This is a genomic window from Flavobacterium sp. TSSA_36, assembly GCF_051547165.1.
GTDB lineage: Bacteria > Bacteroidota > Bacteroidia > Flavobacteriales > Flavobacteriaceae > Flavobacterium.
Map to the genome: position 1 here is coordinate 64,163 of NZ_JBPTTP010000004.1, position 22,589 is coordinate 86,751.

General features: G+C 35.5%; 23 protein-coding genes. 14 read left to right on the forward strand and 9 right to left on the reverse strand.

The features are described from left to right. Positions 1–61 precede the first annotated feature (61 nt). Together obgE and ACSVH7_RS09510 are read left to right on the forward strand one after the other, a co-directional pair. Positions 62–1,063 (forward strand): GTPase ObgE, encoded by a 1,002-nt coding sequence (gene obgE / locus ACSVH7_RS09505; RefSeq protein WP_438066459.1) that lies wholly within the window; start codon positions 62–64, stop codon positions 1,061–1,063. A 175-nt stretch (positions 1,064–1,238) separates the two neighbouring features. Then, positions 1,239–3,383 carry a S46 family peptidase gene (locus tag ACSVH7_RS09510; protein WP_438066460.1) on the forward strand — a complete coding sequence of 715 codons (2,145 nt, stop codon included), beginning with the start codon at positions 1,239–1,241 and terminating at the stop codon, positions 3,381–3,383. A gap of 153 nt (positions 3,384–3,536) precedes the next feature. Here the strand turns inward: ACSVH7_RS09510 and ACSVH7_RS09515 are convergent, their stop codons facing one another. Continuing rightward, positions 3,537–4,568: a glycosyltransferase family protein gene (locus ACSVH7_RS09515; RefSeq protein ID WP_438066461.1), complete on the reverse strand. Its 1,032-nt coding sequence runs from the start codon at positions 4,566–4,568 to the stop codon at positions 3,537–3,539. 8 nt (positions 4,569–4,576) lie between these two features. Continuing rightward, a complete protein-coding gene (locus ACSVH7_RS09520; protein WP_438066462.1) occupies positions 4,577–5,392 on the reverse strand; it encodes a UDP-2,3-diacylglucosamine diphosphatase in 816 nt (271 codons plus the stop codon). Positions 5,393–5,626: 234 nt separating this feature from the next. Between ACSVH7_RS09520 and ACSVH7_RS09525 the strand changes: the two genes are divergently transcribed. The 7 genes from ACSVH7_RS09525 (at position 5,627) to ACSVH7_RS09555 (ending at position 11,181) form a co-directional block, all read left to right on the forward strand. Then, the gene (locus tag ACSVH7_RS09525; RefSeq protein ID WP_438066463.1) at positions 5,627–6,316 is read left to right on the forward strand and encodes a tetratricopeptide repeat protein; all 690 of its coding nucleotides are present in this window, start codon (positions 5,627–5,629) and stop codon (positions 6,314–6,316) included. 45 nt (positions 6,317–6,361) lie between these two features. Continuing rightward, on the forward strand, positions 6,362–7,717 hold the full coding sequence (locus ACSVH7_RS09530; RefSeq protein WP_438066464.1) for a UDP-N-acetylmuramate--L-alanine ligase: 1,356 nt from the start codon (positions 6,362–6,364) through the stop codon (positions 7,715–7,717). Positions 7,718–7,988: 271 nt separating this feature from the next. Then, on the forward strand, positions 7,989–8,681 hold the full coding sequence (radC, locus tag ACSVH7_RS09535) for a RadC family protein (RefSeq protein ID WP_438066465.1): 693 nt from the start codon (positions 7,989–7,991) through the stop codon (positions 8,679–8,681). Positions 8,682–8,735: 54 nt separating this feature from the next. Next, a complete protein-coding gene (parS, locus tag ACSVH7_RS09540) occupies positions 8,736–9,239 on the forward strand; it encodes a type II RES/Xre toxin-antitoxin system antitoxin (RefSeq protein WP_438066466.1) in 504 nt (167 codons plus the stop codon). Next, positions 9,239–9,697, forward strand: coding sequence for an RES family NAD+ phosphorylase (locus ACSVH7_RS09545; protein WP_438066467.1), 459 nt, complete (start codon positions 9,239–9,241; stop codon positions 9,695–9,697). The genes parS and ACSVH7_RS09545 overlap by 1 nt, the downstream gene beginning before the upstream one ends. 5 nt (positions 9,698–9,702) lie before the next feature. After that, a complete protein-coding gene (locus ACSVH7_RS09550; protein WP_438066468.1) occupies positions 9,703–10,392 on the forward strand; it encodes a YjjG family noncanonical pyrimidine nucleotidase in 690 nt (229 codons plus the stop codon). 57 nt (positions 10,393–10,449) lie between these two features. After that, on the forward strand, positions 10,450–11,181 hold the full coding sequence (locus ACSVH7_RS09555) for a hypothetical protein (protein ID WP_438066469.1): 732 nt from the start codon (positions 10,450–10,452) through the stop codon (positions 11,179–11,181). A 185-nt stretch (positions 11,182–11,366) separates the two neighbouring features. Here ACSVH7_RS09555 and ACSVH7_RS09560 read toward each other — a convergent pair whose 3' ends face one another. From ACSVH7_RS09560 to ACSVH7_RS09570, 3 genes are read right to left on the reverse strand one after another with little or no spacing between them, the layout of a single operon-like run. Beyond that, the gene (locus ACSVH7_RS09560; protein ID WP_438066470.1) at positions 11,367–12,422 is read right to left on the reverse strand and encodes a mannose-1-phosphate guanylyltransferase; all 1,056 of its coding nucleotides are present in this window, start codon (positions 12,420–12,422) and stop codon (positions 11,367–11,369) included. Between the two features lie 36 nt (positions 12,423–12,458). Then, the gene (locus tag ACSVH7_RS09565; RefSeq protein WP_438066471.1) at positions 12,459–13,058 is read right to left on the reverse strand and encodes a SprT-like domain-containing protein; all 600 of its coding nucleotides are present in this window, start codon (positions 13,056–13,058) and stop codon (positions 12,459–12,461) included. A gap of 43 nt (positions 13,059–13,101) precedes the next feature. Next, a complete protein-coding gene (locus tag ACSVH7_RS09570; protein ID WP_438066472.1) occupies positions 13,102–13,779 on the reverse strand; it encodes an SDR family NAD(P)-dependent oxidoreductase in 678 nt (225 codons plus the stop codon). A gap of 113 nt (positions 13,780–13,892) precedes the next feature. On the opposite strand from ACSVH7_RS09570, the gene ACSVH7_RS09575 reads away from it, so the two are divergent. Continuing rightward, positions 13,893–14,486, forward strand: a complete 594-nt coding sequence (locus ACSVH7_RS09575; protein WP_438066473.1) for an N-acetyltransferase family protein — start codon at positions 13,893–13,895, stop codon at positions 14,484–14,486. Between the two features lie 78 nt (positions 14,487–14,564). Here ACSVH7_RS09575 and ACSVH7_RS09580 read toward each other — a convergent pair whose 3' ends face one another. Next, positions 14,565–15,704 carry an acyl-CoA dehydrogenase family protein gene (locus ACSVH7_RS09580; RefSeq protein ID WP_438066474.1) on the reverse strand — a complete coding sequence of 380 codons (1,140 nt, stop codon included), beginning with the start codon at positions 15,702–15,704 and terminating at the stop codon, positions 14,565–14,567. Positions 15,705–16,165: 461 nt separating this feature from the next. Here ACSVH7_RS09580 and ACSVH7_RS09585 point away from each other — a divergent pair, with 461 nt between their 5' ends. Both ACSVH7_RS09585 and ACSVH7_RS09590 read left to right on the forward strand, forming a co-directional pair. Continuing rightward, positions 16,166–16,756: a chalcone isomerase family protein gene (locus ACSVH7_RS09585; RefSeq protein ID WP_438066475.1), complete on the forward strand. Its 591-nt coding sequence runs from the start codon at positions 16,166–16,168 to the stop codon at positions 16,754–16,756. Between the two features lie 132 nt (positions 16,757–16,888). Continuing rightward, positions 16,889–18,115 carry a Glu/Leu/Phe/Val dehydrogenase dimerization domain-containing protein gene (locus tag ACSVH7_RS09590; protein WP_438066476.1) on the forward strand — a complete coding sequence of 409 codons (1,227 nt, stop codon included), beginning with the start codon at positions 16,889–16,891 and terminating at the stop codon, positions 18,113–18,115. A gap of 222 nt (positions 18,116–18,337) precedes the next feature. On the opposite strand, the gene ACSVH7_RS09595 is transcribed toward ACSVH7_RS09590, so the two are convergent. The 3 genes from ACSVH7_RS09595 to gldB all read right to left on the reverse strand — a co-directional run bounded on the left by ACSVH7_RS09595 (position 18,338) and on the right by gldB (position 20,881). Then, a complete protein-coding gene (locus ACSVH7_RS09595; protein ID WP_438066477.1) occupies positions 18,338–19,402 on the reverse strand; it encodes a serine hydrolase domain-containing protein in 1,065 nt (354 codons plus the stop codon). A 184-nt stretch (positions 19,403–19,586) separates the two neighbouring features. Further along, positions 19,587–19,925: a gliding motility protein GldC gene (gene gldC / locus ACSVH7_RS09600; protein WP_438066478.1), complete on the reverse strand. Its 339-nt coding sequence runs from the start codon at positions 19,923–19,925 to the stop codon at positions 19,587–19,589. Next, positions 19,925–20,881: a gliding motility lipoprotein GldB gene (gene gldB, locus ACSVH7_RS09605; protein WP_438066479.1), complete on the reverse strand. Its 957-nt coding sequence runs from the start codon at positions 20,879–20,881 to the stop codon at positions 19,925–19,927. Before gldB ends, gldC begins: the two co-directional genes overlap by 1 nt. Positions 20,882–21,061: 180 nt before the next feature. Here gldB and nadE point away from each other — a divergent pair, with 180 nt between their 5' ends. Together nadE and ACSVH7_RS09615 are read left to right on the forward strand one after the other, a co-directional pair. Next, positions 21,062–21,862 carry an NAD(+) synthase gene (gene nadE, locus ACSVH7_RS09610; RefSeq protein ID WP_438066480.1) on the forward strand — a complete coding sequence of 267 codons (801 nt, stop codon included), beginning with the start codon at positions 21,062–21,064 and terminating at the stop codon, positions 21,860–21,862. A 90-nt stretch (positions 21,863–21,952) separates the two neighbouring features. Continuing rightward, positions 21,953–22,582, forward strand: coding sequence for a LuxR C-terminal-related transcriptional regulator (locus ACSVH7_RS09615; RefSeq protein WP_438066481.1), 630 nt, complete (start codon positions 21,953–21,955; stop codon positions 22,580–22,582). Positions 22,583–22,589 lie beyond the last annotated feature (7 nt).

Sequence of the window (22,589 nt, forward strand, 5' to 3'; positions counted from 1 at the left end):
TGTTGTTGGTTCTCCGAACAAATTTAAACTTTTAAATTTTTAAGCTTTGAAATAAAAAAAAATGACAGAAGGAAATTTTGTAGATTACGTAAAAATATTTGTTTCTTCCGGTAAAGGAGGAAAAGGATCTACGCATTTACACAGAGAGAAATTTATACAATACGGTGGGCCAGACGGTGGAGATGGAGGTCGAGGAGGACATGTGTATTTGGTCGGAAACAAAGCGCTTTGGACACTTTTTCATCTCAAATTTGCCAGACATGTCAAAGCAGGACATGGAGGTGACGGAGGTGGTGATCGCAGTACCGGTGCCGATGGTGAAGACAAGTATATTGAAGTTCCTTTGGGAACTGTGGTAAAAGACAAAGAAACTGGTGAAACACTCTTTGAAATTACCGACGATGGTGAAAAACAAATTCTTTCACGTGGAGGTAAAGGTGGTTTAGGTAACTGGCATTTTCGTAGTTCAACGAATCAAACGCCAAGATATGCGCAACCAGGTTTACCTGGTGTTGAAATGGACGTGATTTTGGAGTTGAAAGTTTTGGCTGATGTTGGTTTAGTAGGTTTCCCAAATGCAGGAAAATCGACTTTGCTATCTGTATTGACTTCTGCAAAACCAAAAATTGCCGATTATCCGTTTACGACTTTAAAACCCAATTTAGGAATTGTAGCGTATCGAGATTATCAGTCGTTTGTAATTGCTGATATTCCGGGTATTATTGAAGGTGCAGCCGAAGGAAAAGGGTTAGGGCATTATTTCTTGCGTCACATCGAAAGAAATTCTACGCTGTTGTTCTTGGTTCCAGTAGATACGCCAGATATCAAAGCGGAATATGAGATTTTGGTAAACGAATTGACTAAGTACAATCCAGAAATGTTAGACAAAGAACGTTTGTTGGTTATTTCAAAAATTGATATGCTCGATGACGAATTAAAAGCAGAACTAAAAGCCGATTTAGACGTTGCTTTCAAAGACGTTCCCTATATGTTCATTTCATCGGTTGCTCAACAAGGGTTGACCGAATTGAAAGATAAATTATGGAAAATGTTGAACGAATAATTTATTTTCATTCAAATATATAAAGGTGTTCTTGAAAAAGAGCACCTTTTTTGTTTTGTATAATTCATAAATTAAAGTTAATAATCAGATTGTAAAATGTGATTTTGAATGCGAATAGTCGTTTAAAATGCGAAAATGACTTATATTCGCCATGCTAAAATAAATAATTACCTATATGAAAAAGATTGTCTTATTCTTGACCTTATGCCTTATGGCTTTTCCTGTAAAAGCAGATGAAGGAATGTGGTTCTTGATGTTCATCGAAAGATTAAACCATAGAGATATGGAAAAAATGGGCTTGCAATTGACAGCCGAAGAAATTTATAGTATCAACCACCACAGTTTGAAAGATGCAATTGTACAATTCAATGGTGGATGTACTGCCGAAATTGTGTCTAAACAAGGTCTAGTTTTAACCAATCACCACTGCGGGTATGACGCGATTGCAGAATTGTCATCTAAACAAAATAACTATTTGAAAAATGGATTTTGGGCGAAAGACAAAAGTCAAGAACTAAAACCAAAATCGTTGTTCGTTCGTTTCTTTGTGCGTATGGATGATGTTTCTAAACGTATTTTGTCTAAAGTAAATGATAAGATGACCGAAGCTGAGCGCAACAAAGCAATTCAACAAGAAATTGCTTTGATTGAAAAAGAAAATAGTGAAGGCGGAAAATATACCGTTTCTGTTCGTCCATTTTTTCAAGGAAATGAGTACTACTATTTTGTGTATCAAGATTACAAAGATGTTCGTTTGGTAGGAACTCCAACAGAGAGTTTAGGAAAATTTGGTGGAGACACAGACAACTGGGAATGGCCACGCCACACTGCGGATTTTTCTATGTTTAGAGTGTATGCTGATAAAGATGGAAATCCAGCAGAGTATTCTCCAGAGAATGTGCCATTGCAACCAAAACATTACTTACCAATAAGCTTAAAAGGTGTGCAAGAGAACGATTATGCTATGATTTTAGGGTATCCTGGTCGTACCAACAGATGGATGCCAGCTAATGGAATTGAGCAAAACGTGAAGTATGCTTATCCTGCTTGGGTAGAAGGTGCCAAAACAGGAATGGACAATATGAAAAAGTTTATGACTAAAGATGCTACTGTAAACTTACAATACGCTTCTAAATATGCGTCTACTGCTAACTATTGGAAAAACCGTCAAGGGATGATTGATGCTTTGACCAAAGCTAAAACGGCTCAAACCAAAACGAAAGAAGAAGCTAAATTTAATGCTTGGGCTAATAAAGCAGAGAACAAAGCGAAATACGGAGACGTTATTGCTACAATCAATAACTACTATGCGCAAACCAACTTAAAAGCGCGTCACGATAACTACTTGACACAATTATTGCGTACTGCGACTTACGGAACTTTGCCTGCAAATTTAGGAAATGGTTTAATCGCATATGCTAAAGAAAACGAAGCAAAGAGAGCCGAAATGTTGCCAAGATTAACTTCAGCAATTGATGGCGCTTACGGAAGTTTGTACGCCCCTCTTGAAAAAGAAGTGTTGACCGCACAATTGAATTTGTATGCTGCTAAAGCGGCTGAATATGGTTTGGCACCAAAAGTAGCCGAAATGAAAGCGGCTAATAATGGTGATTTTACCAATGATGTACACAAAGCAGTAACTTCTAGTATTTTTACTTCAAAAGATGCAGTGCTTGCGTTTTTGAAAGAGCCTAAAGTTGAAACTATTACTAACGACCCTTTGTATGTTATTTCTAATGATTTGATGACTAAAATTAGAGCCAAATCGCCAGAACAAGCGAAAGCTGATGATGATTTTGCTATTGCTTTCCGTAAATTGGTGGAAGGTTTGAGAGAATCAAAATTGAATACGATTCAGTATCCAGATGCGAATTCTACTTTGCGTTTGACTTACGGAAAAGTGCGCTCTTTGCCTGCTGACAAACGCAACGACGCCAAAATTAACAATTACACGACAATGACAGGAATGGTGAACAAATACAAAGCGGGTGACGCTGAGTTTGATTTACCTGCTCGTTTGTTAGAATTGAACAAAGCGAAAGATTTTGGTCAGTATGCGGATAAAGCGGGATATATGCCAGTAAACTTCTTGACAGATACTGATATTACAGGTGGAAACTCAGGTTCTCCAGTATTGAACGGAAAAGGAGAGTTGATTGGGGTTGCTTTTGACGGTAACATTGAAGCTATGGCTGGTGATGTTATTTTTGATAAAAAACTACAAAGAACCATCAATTTAGATATTCGTTTTGTGCTTTGGATTATTGACAAATATGCTGGAGCTCAAAATATTATTGATGAAATGACTATCGTAAAATAGTTCAAAATCAAATTGAAGGCAAGAAAGAATGTTGTGGCTCTTTAGCCCCGATAGCAGTGAAAATCCTTTGGTGGCGGTGTTCGACACCAAAGATTGTAACGGATAGCGGGACGATGACAACCAGAATGCCTATTTTTTCTGCTCCTAAATACTTTAATAGATAAGACCGTCTTGATTCATTTCAAGGCGGTTTTGTTTTTGGGGATAGGTGTCAAACAAGAAGTCTAAAGTGTGTGGAATGACATTGGCTTCGATTTTGGGGTAATTCATAGGCAAGGTGAGCCAATTTTCTATAATCAAATCGAAATCTCGACCGACTTCGTAAATAACGGGAATACCCATTTTTTTTAGAGCGGCAGCGTTGCATTCTTGCTCGTAATGTTTTCGAATAGGAATGGAAAGGATTTTTTTGCGAAGAAACAAAGCCTCGGAAGGCGTTTCAAATCCGCCGCCTGTGATGATGCCTTGGCATTTGATTACACTTTTGTTGAACAACGCTTGGTCTACAGGATAATAAGTGATGTTTTTGACTCTATGCTTTGTTTTTACGTCGCTCAAAAACCAGTGAAAGTGCTCGTTGGGTAATTTATTGAAGGCTTTTTCTAAACACTCTTTTTGAAAAGAAGGAAGATAAACGGTAATGTGTCCGCCATTTTTAGGCTCTGCGTGTAAGATTTCGTCTTTGATGATGGGGGGCAAAATGAAATCATCGTAGCGTTCAAAATGTAGTCCTATGTTTTGAGGAGCAGGCGCATAATGTTTGAAAATTAATTCACCGATGACATCTTTTTTTTCGGGGCGAGGGGTTAGTTTTGAGGTGAAACTGGCTTGATGACCAAAAGATACCGAATGTTTTTTTTGTAGTTTACAAGCCAATGAAGTGATGGAATCAAAATCATTGATGATGACATCGTATTGGTCTAATGGTAGCGAGCGAGCGTCTTTGTAGATTTGGTTAGGTTTTACTTTTTTGGCAATATTCCAATAATCTAGTCCGCCGCATTGACTGTAGTGAAGGCTCAAACCGTTGCTTCTGTATTTAATCGGAATGCTTGGATTTAATGAAGCATAAGTGCCGCTTAAGAGAAAGTCAACTTCGCCATATTTTTGCAGATAAGGGTAGAGTTGAATGGCTCTGCTAATGTGTCCGTTTCCTGTGGCTTGAATGGCGTAGAATATTTTCATTTTACGGATTAGGATAGGATTTTGACAACGATGTCGTTGTTTATTGTTTCTTCGGCTACATCGGTCTCTTTGTAATGTTCTTTAAGGTATTGGTAGATGCTCCATTTTCCTTTTTTGTATTCTAAAGCGGTGAGGTTTTCGACCCAATCACCACTGTTAAGATAAGTGACTTGTCCGTGCTCATTTTCGATGGTTTTCATTTGGGGTTTATGAATATGTCCGCAAACTACGTAACTGTAGCCTTTTTCTATGGCAATTTCAGCAGCAGTGGTTTCGAAATTACTTACAAAAGCTACTGCTTTTTTCACACTGTCTTTGATGGTTTTGGAGTAGCTTCTTTTTTCTTTACCCAACAATTCTCGAAACCAATTGATACAACTGTTGATTAGAATCAATAAATCATAGCCTTTACCACCTAATTTAGCAAGGATTTTGGCATAGCCTCTAGTGGAAGAATCAAATACATCGCCGTGAAAGAACCACGTTTTTTTGCCATCGATTTCTAAAATCAATTTGTCGACCAACTCAAAATTTCCTAAAACAAAATCTGAATATTTGCGAAGGGCTTCATCGTGATTTCCGGTAATATAGATGACTCTTGTGCCTAAATTGGAGAGTTTTATGATTTGTCTTAAAACATTCATATGCGCCACAGGAAAGTAACTTTTGCTGAAATTCCACATATCGATAATATCACCATTGAGAATTAAGATTTGCGGTTGAATGGATTTGAGGTATTGTAGTAATTCTTTGGCTTGGCAACCATATGTGCCCAAATGCACATCACTAATTACGACTAGAGGAATTTTTCGTTTACTTTTCATATGTGTGGATTATATTTTTAATGGACACATATGGTATCGATTTGTTTCTCTTTGGTGTTTGCTTAGGCAAACTTTTGGTTATTATCGATTTCATATAAAGTTTTTACGAAAATAAGATGGCAGTGTTAGGGGAATGTGATTTTAATTTTTTCTTTGTATTATTTATTTCGTCTTAGTTTATCTTGAATGTAAATTATCCGCCAGTTTACTCTAAAATTTATTTATTTTTGAAAAATGAAAAAATCAGTACTGTTTTTTATGCTATTTCCTCTTTTTATGGTTTCACAATCAAATTTCGAGACAGCCGAAAAGTTATTTGAAGCCGGAAAGTACACACAAGCAGCTCCTTTGTTTGAGTCGGTATTGAAAACAAATCCAAATGATCTTAAGGCTATTGAATATCTTGGCGATATAGCTGGGAAACAAAAACAATGGGATAAAGCGTTAGGCTACTACAATAAATTAAAAAAAATAAAACCCAATGAAGCCGATTATCATTACAAATGTGGTGGTGTTATGGGGATGAAAGCCAAAGAGGTGAATAAATTCAAGGCTCTAGGGATGATAGGTGACATTCGATCCTCTTTTGAAAAAGCCATTGCTCTCGACCCTAAACATATTGATGCAAGATGGGCACTCATTGAACTCAATTTGCAATTGCCCGGAATAGTTGGTGGTAGTCAGTCGAAAGCGATACAGTATTCTAATGAGTTGTTGAAAATTTCTCCAGTAGATGGTTATTTGTCTCGTGGCCATATTGAGGAGTATTTTGACCGCTACTCGGCTGCTGAAATTCAATATAAAAAAGCGCACGAAATTGGCAATTCAAAAGTCACTTTTCAAAAATTATATCAATTATATTTGAAAAAATTAAACAACCCTAAGAAAGCGCAAGAACTAAAAGGGCAATTCGAAAAAAATTAATCAAATTTCGTTTGAAATTTAGAACCTATAAATCTGGAATTTACTATGAAAACTCATTTTATAGCTATTGGCGGAAGTGCAATGCACAATTTGGCCTTGGCTCTTCACAACAAAGGATATCAAGTAACAGGTAGCGACGATGCTATTTTCGAACCTTCAAAATCTCGCTTGGAGAAAAAGGGAATTTTGCCTGCTGAACTAGGTTGGTTTCCTGAAAAAATCACTGCTGATATTGAAGCCGTGATTCTAGGAATGCACGCAAAAGCTGATAATCCAGAATTATTAAAAGCGCAAGAATTAGGATTGAAAATCTATTCTTATCCTGAGTTTTTATACGAACAATCCAAAAACAAAACCCGTGTAGTAATAGGAGGGTCGCACGGAAAAACTACAATTACCTCAATGATTTTGCACGTGATGCATTATCATAATATAGAAGTAGATTATATGGTAGGCGCCCAATTGGAAGGTTTTGATACTATGGTGCATCTTACAGAAGAAAATGATTTTATGGTTTTGGAAGGTGATGAGTATTTGTCTTCTCCTATTGACAGAAGACCTAAATTTCACTTGTATCAACCGAACATTGCTTTGATTTCTGGAATTGCTTGGGACCATATCAATGTTTTTCCGACCTATGAAAATTATGTCAATCAATTCGAGATTTTTATTGACAAAATCACCAATGGCGGGATTTTAGTGTATAATGCTGAAGATTTAGAAGTGAAAAGAGTGGCCGAAGCAGCTACGAATCCGATTCGTAAAATGGCGTATAACACTCCAAACTATGAAGTAAAAGATGGAGTAACGCTTTTAGAAACGCCAGAAGGACCTATGCCAATTGAAGTTTTTGGAGCACATAATTTGAACAATCTCGCTGGTGCCAAATGGATTTGTCAAAATATGGGTGTAGATGAAGCTGATTTTTATGAAGCGATTGCTAGTTTTAAAGGAGCTTCGAAACGCTTAGAGAAAATAGCCGAAGGTAAAGGGAAAGTAGCTTACAAAGATTTTGCACATTCACCGAGTAAAGTAGCGGCAACTACAAAAGCCGTAAAAGAGCAATATCCTGATCGTACTTTGGTGGCTTGTTTGGAATTGCACACGTACAGTAGTTTGAATGCCGAATTCTTAAAAGAATATGAAGGAGCACTGGAATATGCGGATGTTGCCGTGGTTTTCTATTCTCCTGATGCTGTAAAAATTAAACAACTCGAAGAAGTGACGTATGAACAAATAGCCAAAGCTTTCAATAGAGAAGACTTAATTATTTATACCAATCCAATCGAATTCAAGACTTTTTTGTTCAATCAAAATTTAGAGAACTCGGCATTGCTGCTAATGAGTTCCGGTAATTACGGCGGATTGAATTTTGATGAGGTTAAAAGCATAATAGAATAATATTTTTCTTTTTGGGTTCTAACCCGAATTGAAGGGATGAAAAAAAATGAATAAAAATCTTTACCATTAAGATATTAAGAAAATTAAGTTTTTGAGTTCTTAATGTGTCTTACTATCTTAATGGTGGAAAGAAAAATAATTCATTAGGACACTAATTTTCTTTTTTTAAAAATGTGCTTTTTGCAAATTGTAAAAAGCACATTTTTTATTTTAAGAAATATACTATATATTTACTTACTAAGTAATCTATTCATTTATAAATATTTAGCATTTGGAAGCAACTAATTTTCCTATTACCCATTGGTCAGAAGATGACAAGCCTCGCGAAAAAATGATGCTCAAAGGTAAAAGTGCTTTAAGCGATGCCGAATTAGTCGCCATCTTGATAGGTTCAGGAAGTAGAAATGAATCGGCAGTGGCCCTGAGTAAACGTATTTTAGCTAGCGTCAATAATAATTTGTCTTCTTTAGGAAAACAATCTTTGGCTCAGTTGATGGAATTTAAAGGGATAGGCGAAGCCAAAGCCATTACGATTGCAGCGGCTTTAGAATTGGGAAGACGAAGAAAAGAAGAAAACCCTCTCGAATTGGTAAAAGTAACTTCGAGTAAAGTGATGTATCAAGAAATGTATCCTATCATAGGTGAGTTAGCTCACGAAGAGTTTTGGGTAGTATATCTTAATAATGCGAATAAGATTATTTTTAAAGCACAACTCAGCAAAGGAGGAATTACAGGAACTGTTGTTGATGTGCGATTAGTATTTAAAATAGCATTAGAGCAAAATGCAGTAGCTATTGTTTTGGTACATAATCATCCGTCAGGAAAACTCCAAGCCAGCGAAGCCGATATTCAGGTAACTAAAAGAATTAAAAATGCCGGACTACAGCTGGATATTTCTGTCTTAGACCATATAATTGTCACTGAGCATAGTTATTTTAGCTTTGCTGATGAAGGAATTTTATAATTAACGTATTTAATATGGACATTTGTCTTATATTTGCAGACAAATGTCTTTTTTATGGAAGCGATTAAATTAAATTCTCAAACAGCTATCAATGCAATGGTGCGTTCGTTTGTTTCAAAATTAGAGCAAAGTAGTGGCTACAAAGTGTTGAATAAAAAATTGACGTATGCTGATTTTTTAAAGAATAAAATGCTAATTGTTCACGCCATTCGCGAAGGGATTCCCTATGAATTTTTTAAATTGATTCAAGAACAAACGCCTTTTAATGAAGAAGATTGGGCGCTTTTCTTAGGAATATCCACAAAATCTTTACAACGCAGTCGTGCCAAGGATAGTTTTGTTTTTAAACCTTTGCAATCCGAAAAAATATTAGAACTGGCTGAAGTCACCACCGTTGGCAGAACCATTTTCGATTCAGAAGAGCAGTTTTACAGTTGGCTAACGCTTCCTTCATATGCTTTAGGTAATCTAAAACCAATTGAGTTATTGCGAGATTCTTACGGTAAAGAAATGGTCTTGCAAGAGATGGTAAAAATCGACCAAGGTATTTTTGTGTAATGGAAGTTTTTCGACTAGCTAGAAAGAAATATCCCATAGAATTATCTGGAAAAGGCGCTTCAATGTGTGGTGCGAGATGGAATTCTAAAGGCACAGAAATCATTTACACAGCAGAAAGTAGAGCACTTGCTATGGCAGAGGTTGTTGTACATTTGTCATTAGCTACTTTGCCAAGTGATTTTGTAATGCTAACCATTTCTATTCCTGACACTATCGAAATTAGCGAAGTCAAAATGGCCGATTTACAATCGGATTGGAATGTGTTTCCTTCCTCTTTTCATACCGCTGTACTTGGAGATCGTTTTATTCAACAAAATGATTTTGCTTTACTGAAAGTACCTTCGGCTGTGGTCCAAGGAGATTTCAATTTTTTAATCAATCCGTTTCATCAGGATTTTAAGCAAATTCAGATCATAGATCAAGTTGATTTCCCTTTCGATAAACGAATATTCAAATAAAAACTATGCTTTTAAAAAATATAACCGATGTCTTTTTTGATTTAGATCATACCCTTTGGGATTTTGATAAAAATTCTGAAATGGCTTTTGATATCATTTTCAAAAAAAATCATCCAGATGTGGATACAGCCTTATTTATAGAAAAATATATCCCGATTAACCAAGCGTGTTGGAAACTGTATCAAAAAGATCAAATTTCGCATGAGCAATTGCGGTATGATCGCTTAAAATTATCATTTGATGCTTTGAATTATGCCATTGCCGATGCTGCAATCCATCAAATGGCAGAAGATTATATCGAATTATTACCTGAGAACAACTTTTTATTCGAAGGTACGATTGATATTTTAGAATACTTGCATCAAAAATACAGCTTGCACATCATTACAAATGGTTTTGCTGCTGTTCAGGATAGAAAAATTAAAAATTCTAATTTAGAAATTTATTTTAAATCCATCACCAATTCAGAAATGGCAGGAGTTAAGAAGCCGAATCCCATTATTTTTGACCACGCACTCGAAGTGGCAAATGCCCAAAAAGAGCAGAGTGTAATGATAGGCGATTGCCTCGATGCAGATATAAATGGGGCGATAAATGCGGGTTTAACAGCTATCTTTTTCAATCCAAATCAAGTTCCTGTAGACCCCGAAATCAAACAAGTGAAACATTTACTAGAGTTACAAAATTTCTTGTAACTTTAAACCATTCGAAAGAGGTTTCCCCTCTGTTTTTTACTCTTAAAAATTACAACAATGAAAGTACGTTTTTTATTCATTTTAGCTCTATTCACAAGTTTTTCCTTTGCACAATCTATCAACGATTTTAAAGCAGTAATTGTTCCTTTAAAGTATGATTTTCAAAAAAAAACCAACGAATATCGACTTGCGACCTTAACAAAATTCAATTTAAACAAAGCCGGATTTGAAGTTTTTTATACGGAAGAAAGCAATCCTTACGACAAATGCAATTTGTTATATATTGACGTTATTAACGTAAAAGCATTTTTAGCTACCAAGATGTATTTTGTGTTGAAAGATTGTAATGGAAAAGAAATATTTAAATCAACAACAGGATATACCAAAGAAAAAGAATACCAATTAGCCTATACCGAAGCTTTGAATGAAGCTTTTACTTCATTGTACGCTCAAAATTATAAGTACAACGGAACTTTATCTACAACCACAAAAACACCAACAACTATTCCTGTAGTAGTCAATACTCCTACAACAACAAACACGGCCATTGAGACTAATTCTTTGACAAACACCAATATTTACTATGCACAACCAACTTCTAACGGCTATCAACTAGTAGACACTACACCAAAAGTAATCATGAAAATTTATAAAACTTCTAAGAGTGATTACTTCACTGCAATAAAAGAAGGCATTCAAGGGGTATTGCTTTTAAAAGACAAGGATTGGTATTTTGAATATTACCAAAATGAGCAATTGTTTTCTGAAAAAATGAATATTAAATTTTAGCAATTCATCGTTTTCAATTAAAATTTATCAGAAAGAGGTTTCCCCTAAAAATAAAAGAGTCTGAAATTAGACTCTTTTATTTTTACCTTCCTTTAACTTTTGGTTTTAAACTATTTTAAATATAACGAAATCACAGCAAAATCATTAGCCATAAACTCCCACTTTTTTTCATGACCAAAATCAGCTTACTTCAATTTATTCGCAATAACCTTAATATCTTGTTCCTTACTTTTGGGATAAATCAACAACACATCGTCATTATCAACAATGATAAAATCATGTAACCCATCAATTACTACTGTTTTTTTAGTTGCAGTTCGAATAATATTATGAGAAGCATTTTCTAATAATACTTTTGCGTTTACTACGGCATTATCTTGCACGTCTTTGGGTAATTTATCATATAATGAGCCCCAAGTCCCCAAATCATTCCAATCAAAGGTGGCTGGTAAAACAAACACATTTTTAGCTTTTTCCATCACAGCATAATCAATCGAAATGTTCTCGGCTAATGGATAAAACTCTTTGAGAAATTGCTGTTCCTCTTGAGTATTAAAACTATCAAACCCCTTCATAAAATGGGCTAACATTTCAGGTTGAAAGGTTTGAAATGCTTTTAGAATAGAAGGAATACTCCAAACAAAAATTCCTGCATTCCAAAGAAAATTTCTACTCTGAATAAACTTTCTAGCAGTAGCATAATCTGGTTTTTCTCTGAATTGAACTACTTTTTTTACAGGTTTACTGTTCAATTTATCATATTCGATATAACCGTATCCTGTATTAGGAAATGTTGGTAAAATCCCTAGAGTCATTAAGGTATCTTCAGTTTCACACAAATCGAAAGAGACCTGCAAATTAGCCCTAAATTGCGCTTCATCTTCAATCCAATGGTCACTTGGAGCGACAACCATGACAGCATTAGGATTCATTTTTTTTATTTTCAAAGCAGCAAACAAAATACAAGGAGCCGTATTTCGCATAGCGGGCTCTAAAACAATTTGATTTTGATTCACCATGGGTAATTGCTCCAAAACAATAGCATTATAGGCCTCATTAGTTAGAATGAGGATATTTTCTTTTGGAATTAATTGCGACAATCGGCTGAAGGTTTTCTGTATTAAAGTCTCTCCGGTGCCTAACATATCGTGAAATTGCTTTGGAAACTCGGTAGTACTTACTGGCCAAAAACGAGATCCTACGCCTCCTGCCATCAAAATTGCATAATAATTTTTGTTCATAGTGATTTTCTTTGCTGCCAAATTAATTTACCTACGTTACATTCGTAGCAATTCAACTTCGGCATTGGGGTTAAACAAATACATTCTATTCGAACTTACTTCTATACATTCGTAACGCTTCGTTCTCAAAGCTCCTTTTTGAAAAATTTTTCCGTTATGAATTCGAAAAACACTTCCGTAGGGTATTTCAAAGATATAACTTTTATCATTTTGTTGGTCAAATTGTTTTAAGGCCAAAGCCAAAGTAGCATCGGTATCACTACTTGCAGCAGGATTTTTAAAATGTCTGGCCAACAAAGGCAATAACTGATTGGGAAAAATCTCAGGTCGTATAAAAGGAACCATTAATCTTTGAAAGGTATATTTCCATTCGGCTCCATGGGGTTTTATCTGACGGCCAAACTTTTCAAAAGCTACCAAATGCGAGATCTCGTGAATTAAAGTGATTAAGAATCGGTATTTATTTAAATTTGAATTGACTGTGATTTCGTGTTTTCCACTACTCCCCCGTCTATAATCACCATGGCGAGTTACGCGCTCATTAACGATTTTTAAATGCACCCGGTTCGCAACAATCAGTTCAAAAACTGGTTTTACAGCATGTTCAGGCAAATATTTTAAAAGCGTGTCAGACAAATTGTATTTGGAATTTGAAATTTGGAATTTGGAATCTCAACCCTTATGGATTACTAGTAGTGACTTGCAATACTTTTCCGTTATAATACTTATTACCAGTAAGGGTAAAATCGAAGATATATTGAGCCATTTCTATTGCTGATAATGGTGCTTGGTATCCAGGAAAAGCTTCTTCCAACATTTCAGTTTGAACAGCTCCCAAAGCTAACACATTAAAAGCAATACCCTCTTCTTTATATTCTTCAGCCAATAATTCTGATAATGTGATTACGGCTCCTTTACTAGAACTATAAGCTGCTAATCCTGCAAATTTTAAGCTTCCTTGAATACCGCCCATAGAACTAATTGTTACAACATGACTACCACGTTGCAGATAAGGCAATGCAATTCGAGTGAGATTAGCCACTCCAAAAACATTGACGCGGTACACCCAATCAAAATCTTTTTGGGTAAGTGTTGCAAATGGCTTGTTGATTAAAGCTCCTGCATTGTGAATGATGGCATCCGCTTTTTTCCAAGTATGCTCCAGAAAATCGGTAATTTTATACAAATCGGATTCCGTTGATAAATCCACAGACAAACAAGAAATGTTTGGATGTTCCAATAACGTTTGCGGTATTTTCCTAGACAAGGCCAAAACTTGATGACCAGCAGTAGCGAATTGTAACGCTAATTCATAGCCAATACCCCTACTCGTTCCAGTAATGATAATTTTTTTCATCTAGCAAAAATAATAAAACCGAAACAAAATGACCCTAAAAAAAATAAAAGCTTATCTAAGTCTCAAATTTCTTCACTTCTATTTTGTACTTTTAAACATAAAAAAACAGTAGTATGTCATTACCCTATATTTTAAAAATTGCTACAAATGAAGATATTCCCGGAATAATAGCGCTTCATCAAGCCAATTTAGTAGTAAATTTAAACGAAACAGAAAAGCAAGGTGGATTTGTAACAACCGCCTTAACCGTCGCTCAAATTGAGTATGTAATCCAAGAAAAGGGACTTTTTGTAGCTCAAAAAAACAACACCATTATAGGTTTTATGGTAGCTGCCGACTGGATTTTTTTTGAACAATGGCCTATATTCAAGCACATGATAGATTTATTTCCGAAATTATCCTATAAAAATTTCTCTATTACTACCGAGAATAACTTTCAATATGGCCCTGTATGTATTGACAGAAACTTTAGAGGGCAAGGCATCCTTCAAGAATTATTCGAATTCATGCGGATACACATGCTTCAAAAATTCCCATTAGCTCTTACTTTCATCAACAAAACAAACATCCCTTCTTTCAAAGCCCACACTGAGAAATTACGATGGAAAGTCATTGATGAATTCCAATTCAATGCCAATGAATATTATGTTTTAGCCTATGATATGCTAGAAAAAACAGTGCCCAATGAGGCGTCGTCAGAAGAATGACAAAATAAAAAACCATTAAAAGAAGCGTATCGTTCACACAACAATACCAACTTTTAATGGCTTACCTTTAAAAAAAAATTATAGGGTTAGTCCTCTAGAAATTACAATACGTTGAATTTCTGAAGTACCTTCATAAATTTGAGTGATTTTAGAATCACGCATCATGCGTTCTACATGGTATTCTGCCACATATCCGTTTCCTCCGTGAATTTGAACCGCCTCATTCGCTACCTCTAGCGCAATTTCTGAAGCATATAATTTAGCCATAGCACCAGAATGTGCAATATCTTGTCCCGCGTCCTTTTCGCACGCCGCTTTCATTATAAGTAATTTTGCTGCCGTAATTTTCACATACATATCTGCCAATTTAAAAGCAATGGCTTGATGATTAAAAATTTCTTTACCAAAAGCTTTTCTTTCTTTGGAATATTTCAATGCCAATTCATAGGCCCCAGTAGCGATCCCTAAGGCTTGAGAAGCAATCCCTAATCGACCGCCATTTAACACATTCATGGCAAAGGCAAATCCAAAACCATCCGCTCCAATTCGGTTTTCTTTAGGCACTTTGACATCGGTAAACATCAAGGAATGTGTATCACTGCCGCGAATTCCCATTTTTTTCTCTTTGGGACCAATTTCAAAACCAGCCCATCCTTTTTCTACAATAAAAGCATTGATTCCTTTGTGTCCTTTTTCAATATCGGTTTGAGCAATTACTAGATAAGTGCTAGCCGTACCTCCATTGGTAATCCAATTTTTAGTTCCATTCAATAAATAGTGATCCCCTTTATCTATCGCTGTCGTTTTTTGCGAAGTGGCATCAGAACCAGCTTCAGGCTCAGACAAACAAAAAGCACCAATTACTTCACCTTTAGCCAAAGGCATTAGGTATTTCATTTTTTGCTCTTCCGTACAATATTTTTCTAATCCTGCGCAAACCAAGGAATTATTAACCGACATGATCACTGCCGCAGAAGCATCAACTTTAGCAATTTCGGTCATGGCCAAAACATAAGAAATACTGTCCAATCCTGCGCCACCGTATTTCGGGTCAACCATCATACCCATGAAGCCAAGTTCAGCCATTTTTTTTACTTGCTCCGTTGGAAACTTAGAATGTTCATCTCTTTCGATTACCCCGGGTTGCAGTTCGGTTTGAGCAAAATCCTTAGCCGCTTGCTGAATCATTTCGTGCTCTTCCGTTAGATTAAAATCCATATTTTTGGTTATTTTTTAGTAAACATTGAAATTTTGAAGTCAAAAGTAGAATTTATAAATTAAAAATTCAAACGATTTCGTTATTTTAGCGTTTGTTCAAAATAATCACCATTATTTTTTCAAAAACATTAAAAATTTAATTCAAAAATGGTGTTTTTGATAGCAACATGGAGGACACGCAAAACATGCCTGAATTATAACCTTAATAATAGTGTAGTAAAAAAGAAACAAATCAACATTTTTGCCATAAATAAAAAAAATTAAGCATTTTCCAAAAAACAAGCAATTAACATAAAAACACATAAAATCTATGCATTTCGAAAAAAGCCTCGAATTTCTAATTCCTTGATTTATAAATTAATTCCGAATTATACAAAACTTTTTCAAACCTAAAAATTCGCATTGAAAAACGCCCCCCTTGATATAAATTTGCAACCTCTTTTATTAATTTACAATAATTTATGAAAAATTCAATTACATGCTTACTGGTTCTCCTTTTTTGTTTTTCTTTTTCAAATGGAATTGCTCAAGAAAAATTTTCTGTGAATGGGGTGACAATACCTAGAACCATCGATTTTGAAAATCAAAAATTACAATTAAACGGATTTGGATCTCGAACTAAATTCTGGACAGAAGTATACGTTCAAGCCTTGTATTTAACCATTTTATCAGAAGATTCCAAAGATATTTTGGACAGTGACACAAATATGGGAATAAGATTACAAATAACATCTTCTTTGGTAAGTTCACAAAAACTATCAAAATCACTACATAAAGGAATGGTGAAGTCTATTGGAGAAGAAAATCTCGCTCAGTTTACTACTCAATTAGACTTATTAGAAAAATTATTAAATCGAGAAGCTACGGTAGAAAATGACGCTTTTAATTTGCTTTATTCTTCCGCAGAAAAATCCATTTTAGTCTATAAAAACAATAAATTAGAAGGCAAAATACCTGGCTTTGATTTCAAAAAAGCTTTCTTTGGAATTTGGCTTTCTAACACTCCTGTTGATTTAGAACTAAAAGAAGCACTTTTAGGAAAAGTCAAATAAATCCCCAATCCCAGTTACTTCAAAACACCCGTTTCAACTGGTTCAAAAAAAAGCCGTTACTAAAATTGTGAAATTTTGGTAACGGCTTTATTCTTTTTATATATTTGTCCAAAAATAAACAAATCGCAATAAATGAAAGATTTATTAAAGAAATTCGAAAATAAACAACCTGAAATCATCTTTAATTGGAAAGATTCTGAAACAGAAGCGGAAGGATGGACGGTGATTAATTCCTTGCGAGGAGGGGCTGCTGGTGGTGGAACAAGAATGCGCAAAGGACTTGATGTGAACGAAGTTTTGTCATTAGCCAAAACGATGGAAGTAAAATTCTCAGTTTCCGGACCAGCAATTGGTGGTGCTAAATCAGGAATTAACTTTGATCCGAACGATCCCAGAAAAAAAGGCGTTTTACAACGTTGGTACAAAGCGGTTTCTCCTTTATTAAAAAGTTATTATGGTACAGGTGGCGATTTGAATGTAGACGAAATCCACGAAGTCATCCCAATGACCGAAGAATGTGGCGTTTGGCATCCACAAGAAGGGGTGTTTAACGGACATTTCAAACCTACCGAAGCAGACAAAATCAATCGCATCGGGCAATTGCGTCAAGGTGTAATCAAAGTAATCGAAAATCCTAAATTCTCCCCCGATGTAACTAAAAAATATACCGTTGCCGATATGATTACCGGTTATGGCGTTGCGCAAGCCGTAGGACATTATTACAGCATTTACGGTGGTAATATCAAGGGTAAAAAAGCTATTGTTCAAGGCTTTGGCAACGTAGGTTCAGCAGCCGCTTTTTATTTGGCTGAAATGGGAGCCAAAATCGTTGGAATCATTGATAGAGACGGAGGATTAATCAACGAAAATGGTTTCTCATTCGAAGAAATCAGCACCTTATTTTTGAACAAAGACGGCAACAAATTGGTATCCGAAAATATGATTCCATTTGAGGAAGTCAACCAAAAAATATGGACTATTGGGGCAGAAATTTTCACTCCTTGTGCTGCCTCTCGATTGGTAACTCAATCCCAAATCGACAGTTTAATTGCAAACGGATTAGAAGTGATCTCTTGCGGCGCGAACGTTCCATTTGCCGACAAAGAAATTTTCTTTGGTCCAATTATGGAAGATGTAGACCACAAAGTAAGCTTAATTCCTGACTTTATTTCCAACTGTGGAATGGCTAGGGTTTTTGCTTATTTTATGGAGAAAAAAGTACAAATGACAGATGAAGCCATCTTTCAAGACACTTCGGAAACCATCAAAAATGCCATCGTAAAAGCACACGCTTTGAGCACTGCAAAAACCAACATCAGCGCGACGGCTTTCGAAATTGCTTTGAAACAATTGGTGTAAAATCAACATACAAATTTCCCAAAGGTGCGGCTCATCAACCGCACCTTTTTTTATTTCACTTTTCATTTTTTGAAGCCACTGCAAAAATATTGCTACCCAGCATATGCAGCGAACCACAAAAAAACAAAATATCGCGATGAGGTTGAGGCTCGGTGAGCTATAAGATTTACTGTTGAGTCATAACAAAACCAGATTTCTTATTCCTCTTAGCAGCATTACAATTTACTTTATCACCGCATTTATTTTATCCCAAAGGGCACTATCAAAGCCTGAAAGGGCAAAATTAGGATTCGCTGGATCCGAAGCATAACCCATTCTAATCACCACCATATTTTTGCTAGGAATCACATAAATTCGTTGATCTTCGGCCCCCATCGCGGCATACATATCAGCGGGCGCATTAGGCACCAAAGCGCCTTGATACACCGTTTGTCCACCCGGAACCATATACTTTGATTTCCCATTCAACCACCACAAATAACCATACGACGGATTAATAGTTTGTGAGGTACTGATACTTTCCTTAAAATAGGTTTCATTGAGGATTTGTTCTTCTTTCCATTTACCATTTTTAAGTGCCATAAGTCCAAATCTAGCCATACTACGAGTAGTACTATGATAAATCTTAAAAATTGTTCCAACATTCCAAAATCCCTCCATCCCAATTTTATTCCTCAACTTGCTGTTAAAATACAGGTCAAAATCTTGTTTACTTGCGGCAGCCACCACATCCATCAACTTCTGAAATACATTATGGTACGACCATCTAGTTCCTGCATCAGCCAAATAAGTTAGGTTTGATTTTATAACAAGCTCTTTATCATCATTTAATCCTGATGTCATGGTTAACAAATGCTTTGAAGTAATGAGGTTTTCTTTTTCTAATGCAGCGCTCGTCCAACCTGTACCTAAATATTGAGACACTTTATTGTTGATGTTAAGCAATCCTTCTTGTTCCGCAATTCCCATAGCGGTAGCTACTAATGTCTTTCCTGCGCTATTCCATGGCCAAGTAGTCGCTGCGGTGTGTCCGTTGAAATATTCTTCCATTACGATTCTACCATTCACTAGAATCATAAAGGATTTTGTATGTTTATCGGCTAAATAATCTTTTAAGGGCTGAACCGCGCTTTGGTTCCAACCTAAACTAGCCATCGATTTCGTTTCCCAAGTACTTCCAGTATTGGGCGGAAAATAAAAAGCTTCTGGAGTGTTTTGTGGAGTATCATCGCTTTTTTCACATCCCATGAATAACGATGATATCAATAAAAGGGCTAGGTATTTCATACTAATCCGTTTGACTGTTGATTCGTTCAATAAATAGACTTATCAAAGTTAGAAAAGTTTAATTATAAGCTAGTTGTTTGAACTGCATTTCAAAAAACTAATCTAACAAAATGTTTTTTAAAAAAATTATCACAAAAAAAAAGTGGCTTCAAATAACTCAAAACCACTTTTTTTTAAAGAAACTTTATTGACGCTTCAAGTCTAATTTTTCAGCAAAATAATCACAAAAATCAAGCATAGTAGCCGCCATTTTTTCATCATTTGTGGCTCGTTTGAATGTTTCGGACATTGCTACTAAAGTTTGGTGGAAAAAAATTTTCATTTCGTCCACAGGCATATCCTTGGTCCATAAATCAATTCGCATGCTCTCTTTTAGTTTGCTATCCCAAATGGAGAGCATAATCGCCTTAGCTTCTTCAGCCTCAACGCCACCGTCCTCGGCAGACCAAAGCAAACGTTCTGGAATTTTATTTTCGTCTAATTCGACTTGAAACTTAATTTCTGAGGTATGTGTATTTGACATTATTTTTGGGGTTTATATTTAGACTTTTCAAAAACTTCTTTCGCATTTTTAGAAAACAATTCCGTTACAGAAACGGGGTTGTTTTTCATATAAGAACGGACTATTTGCCATCCTATCCAAGCCCCTACTTTACCTGGAGAATCATTATCAATTTCCAAATAAAACTTAGAAAACGGCGCCGGTTGTAAAAAACGAGGGGCTAATTTCGAATCCACACTATAAAGCAATTCTTTTTCTATAAAATAGCGCCAAATATATCCCTCATTCTCTAAACACCATTTATTTTGCGCTTCGGTATATCCTATTATTGCAGCGTCAGTATAGGCAGGCAACAACAATTCTTTTACATACAATTCTTTCCCAGCAAAAATCATTTGAGACAAAAAGTCTCGCTCTTTACCTGGTGTCAATTTTGTTTGCAGAAAACTTGAAGCCACATCAGGAACCATTTGATTTTGTTCAAAATTTTGCTTAATGTATTCAGGAAATTGATAGAATTTATGTTGTTTTCCCAAATACAATTCCAAAGAAATAACCACTAAACTATCTGCATAAATCGTTTTGGTATTGTAATCCATTTCACCAATCAAAGTGACGACTTTGGGGATTTTTGTAGTTGGAAAATAAAATTTTATATGTCTGAAAAGCTCCTCAAGTTCCTGTGTAACCGGCTCAAAATTACGATACTTCTTTTGGACTTCTGCATACAATTCGCGCCATTGAGGGTGTTGCATTTTTTCAATCCAAACAGCATCATCAGTATTTTTTGGAAAAAAAAGCGGATATTTTTGCTTTAATTGAGCAATATTCTCAGGTTTTGTCTCGAAGAATGCCTGATCAAATCGCTCCACTTCAATGGTAACAGGGATGGCTTCTACTGTTTTTTCAACCTTACTTTTTTTATCGCAAGCCACTAAAAGCAAGCAAAAAAGTAATGGGAAAAGATATTTATTCATATACATTAAATTAAGTAATAGATTTTAGTACAACGCTACATTATAATTGGATAAATAAGCGGCAATCATCACAAATTGATAATTATTATTTATTTTCGCTTAAAAATATTCCCAACATGGGAGTCTGTTTTTAAAATTCGGTACAAATATACATTCCTGCTTTCTAAAACCTCAATTATAATGATTAAAAAAACTGCTTTATCCCCAGAAAAAGTGAACCAACAAATCGTAAACTGGTTAACTGATTATGCTAAAAACGCTAAGTCAAATGGATTTGTAATCGGGATTTCAGGAGGCATAGATTCAGCCGTGACCTCGATACTTTGTGCTCAAACCGGATTAGAAGTGCTTTGCATTGAAATGCCGATACACCAAGCTCCTTCTCAGGTAAGCCGAGCACAAGAACACATTCAACAGTTAAAGAAACGATTCCCAAATGTAAAAAGCGCCTCATCAGATCTCACTTCGGTATTTGAAACCTTCAAAAAAATAGTTCCGGAACATGAAAACTCAGATAAAGTCAATCTTTCTCTAGCCAATACAAGAGCTCGTTTGCGAATGAGTACTTTATATTATTATGCTGGGATTTATGGTTTGCTTGTAGCGGGTACAGGGAACAAAGTAGAAGATTTTGGGGTGGGTTTTTACACCAAATATGGAGATGGCGGCGTAGATTTGAGTCCCATTGCTGATTTATTAAAGTCCGATGTTTACGCTTTGGGAGAATTCTTAAAAGTACCTCATTCGATTTTAACTGCTGCTCCAACCGACGGACTATTTGGAGATGATCGTTCGGATGAAGATCAACTGGGTGCTAGTTATGACGAACTCGAATGGGCTATGTTGCAAGATGAAGAAAAAAAATCAGCCTTAGATTTTACCGGAAGAGAAAAAGAGGTATTCGAGCTATACAAACGCCTAAATACAGCTAATCAACACAAAATGAACCCAATACCCGTATGCTTGATTAAAAAAAATTAAAAAAAAACCTTAAATAAAATTAGTTATTGTATTTTTTTTACTACATTTATCAAATCATTTTGATAGACAACTCTTAAAAAAATAAATACCATGATTAAAGTTTGTTTAGCAGATAATTTTCCAGTAACTCATTTTGGAGTGAAATCGTACTTTAAGGATCATGATGAGATCTCAATTGTAGCTAATGTAGGTAATTTTTCGATGGTTCGAGAAATTCTTCAAAGCAAGGAAATTGATGTATTAGTTATTGATCTAGAACTTGAAGGATTAGCGAGTATTTTTGAAATCAAGGCGATGTTAAAAAATCACCCTACTACCAAAATTATTATCTATAGCAGCCTTTCAGAGCAAATTTATGCTCCAAATGCAATTAAAGCAGGAGTGGCGGGCTATGTGCACAAAACTGAAAAACTAGAAACATTAGGTCAATCTATTGTGAAAGTTCAGCAAGGAAAAATTATCGTAAACGAAAATGTTCGCAAAAACATGGCTTTGATAGCCAAACAAAGTAAAAGTGAACGTTTGTATCGTAAATTATCCAACAGAGAAATAGAAGTATTGCGTTATTTGAGCGACGGTAAGAAAAACCACGAAATAGCCGATATTCTTTCTTTAAATGAAAAAACCATTAGTACTTATAAATTGCGTTTACTTACCAAATTAAATGTAACTAACTTGGTTGATTTAGTTAATAAAGCCAAAACCTTAGAAATTGTATAGTGCAATT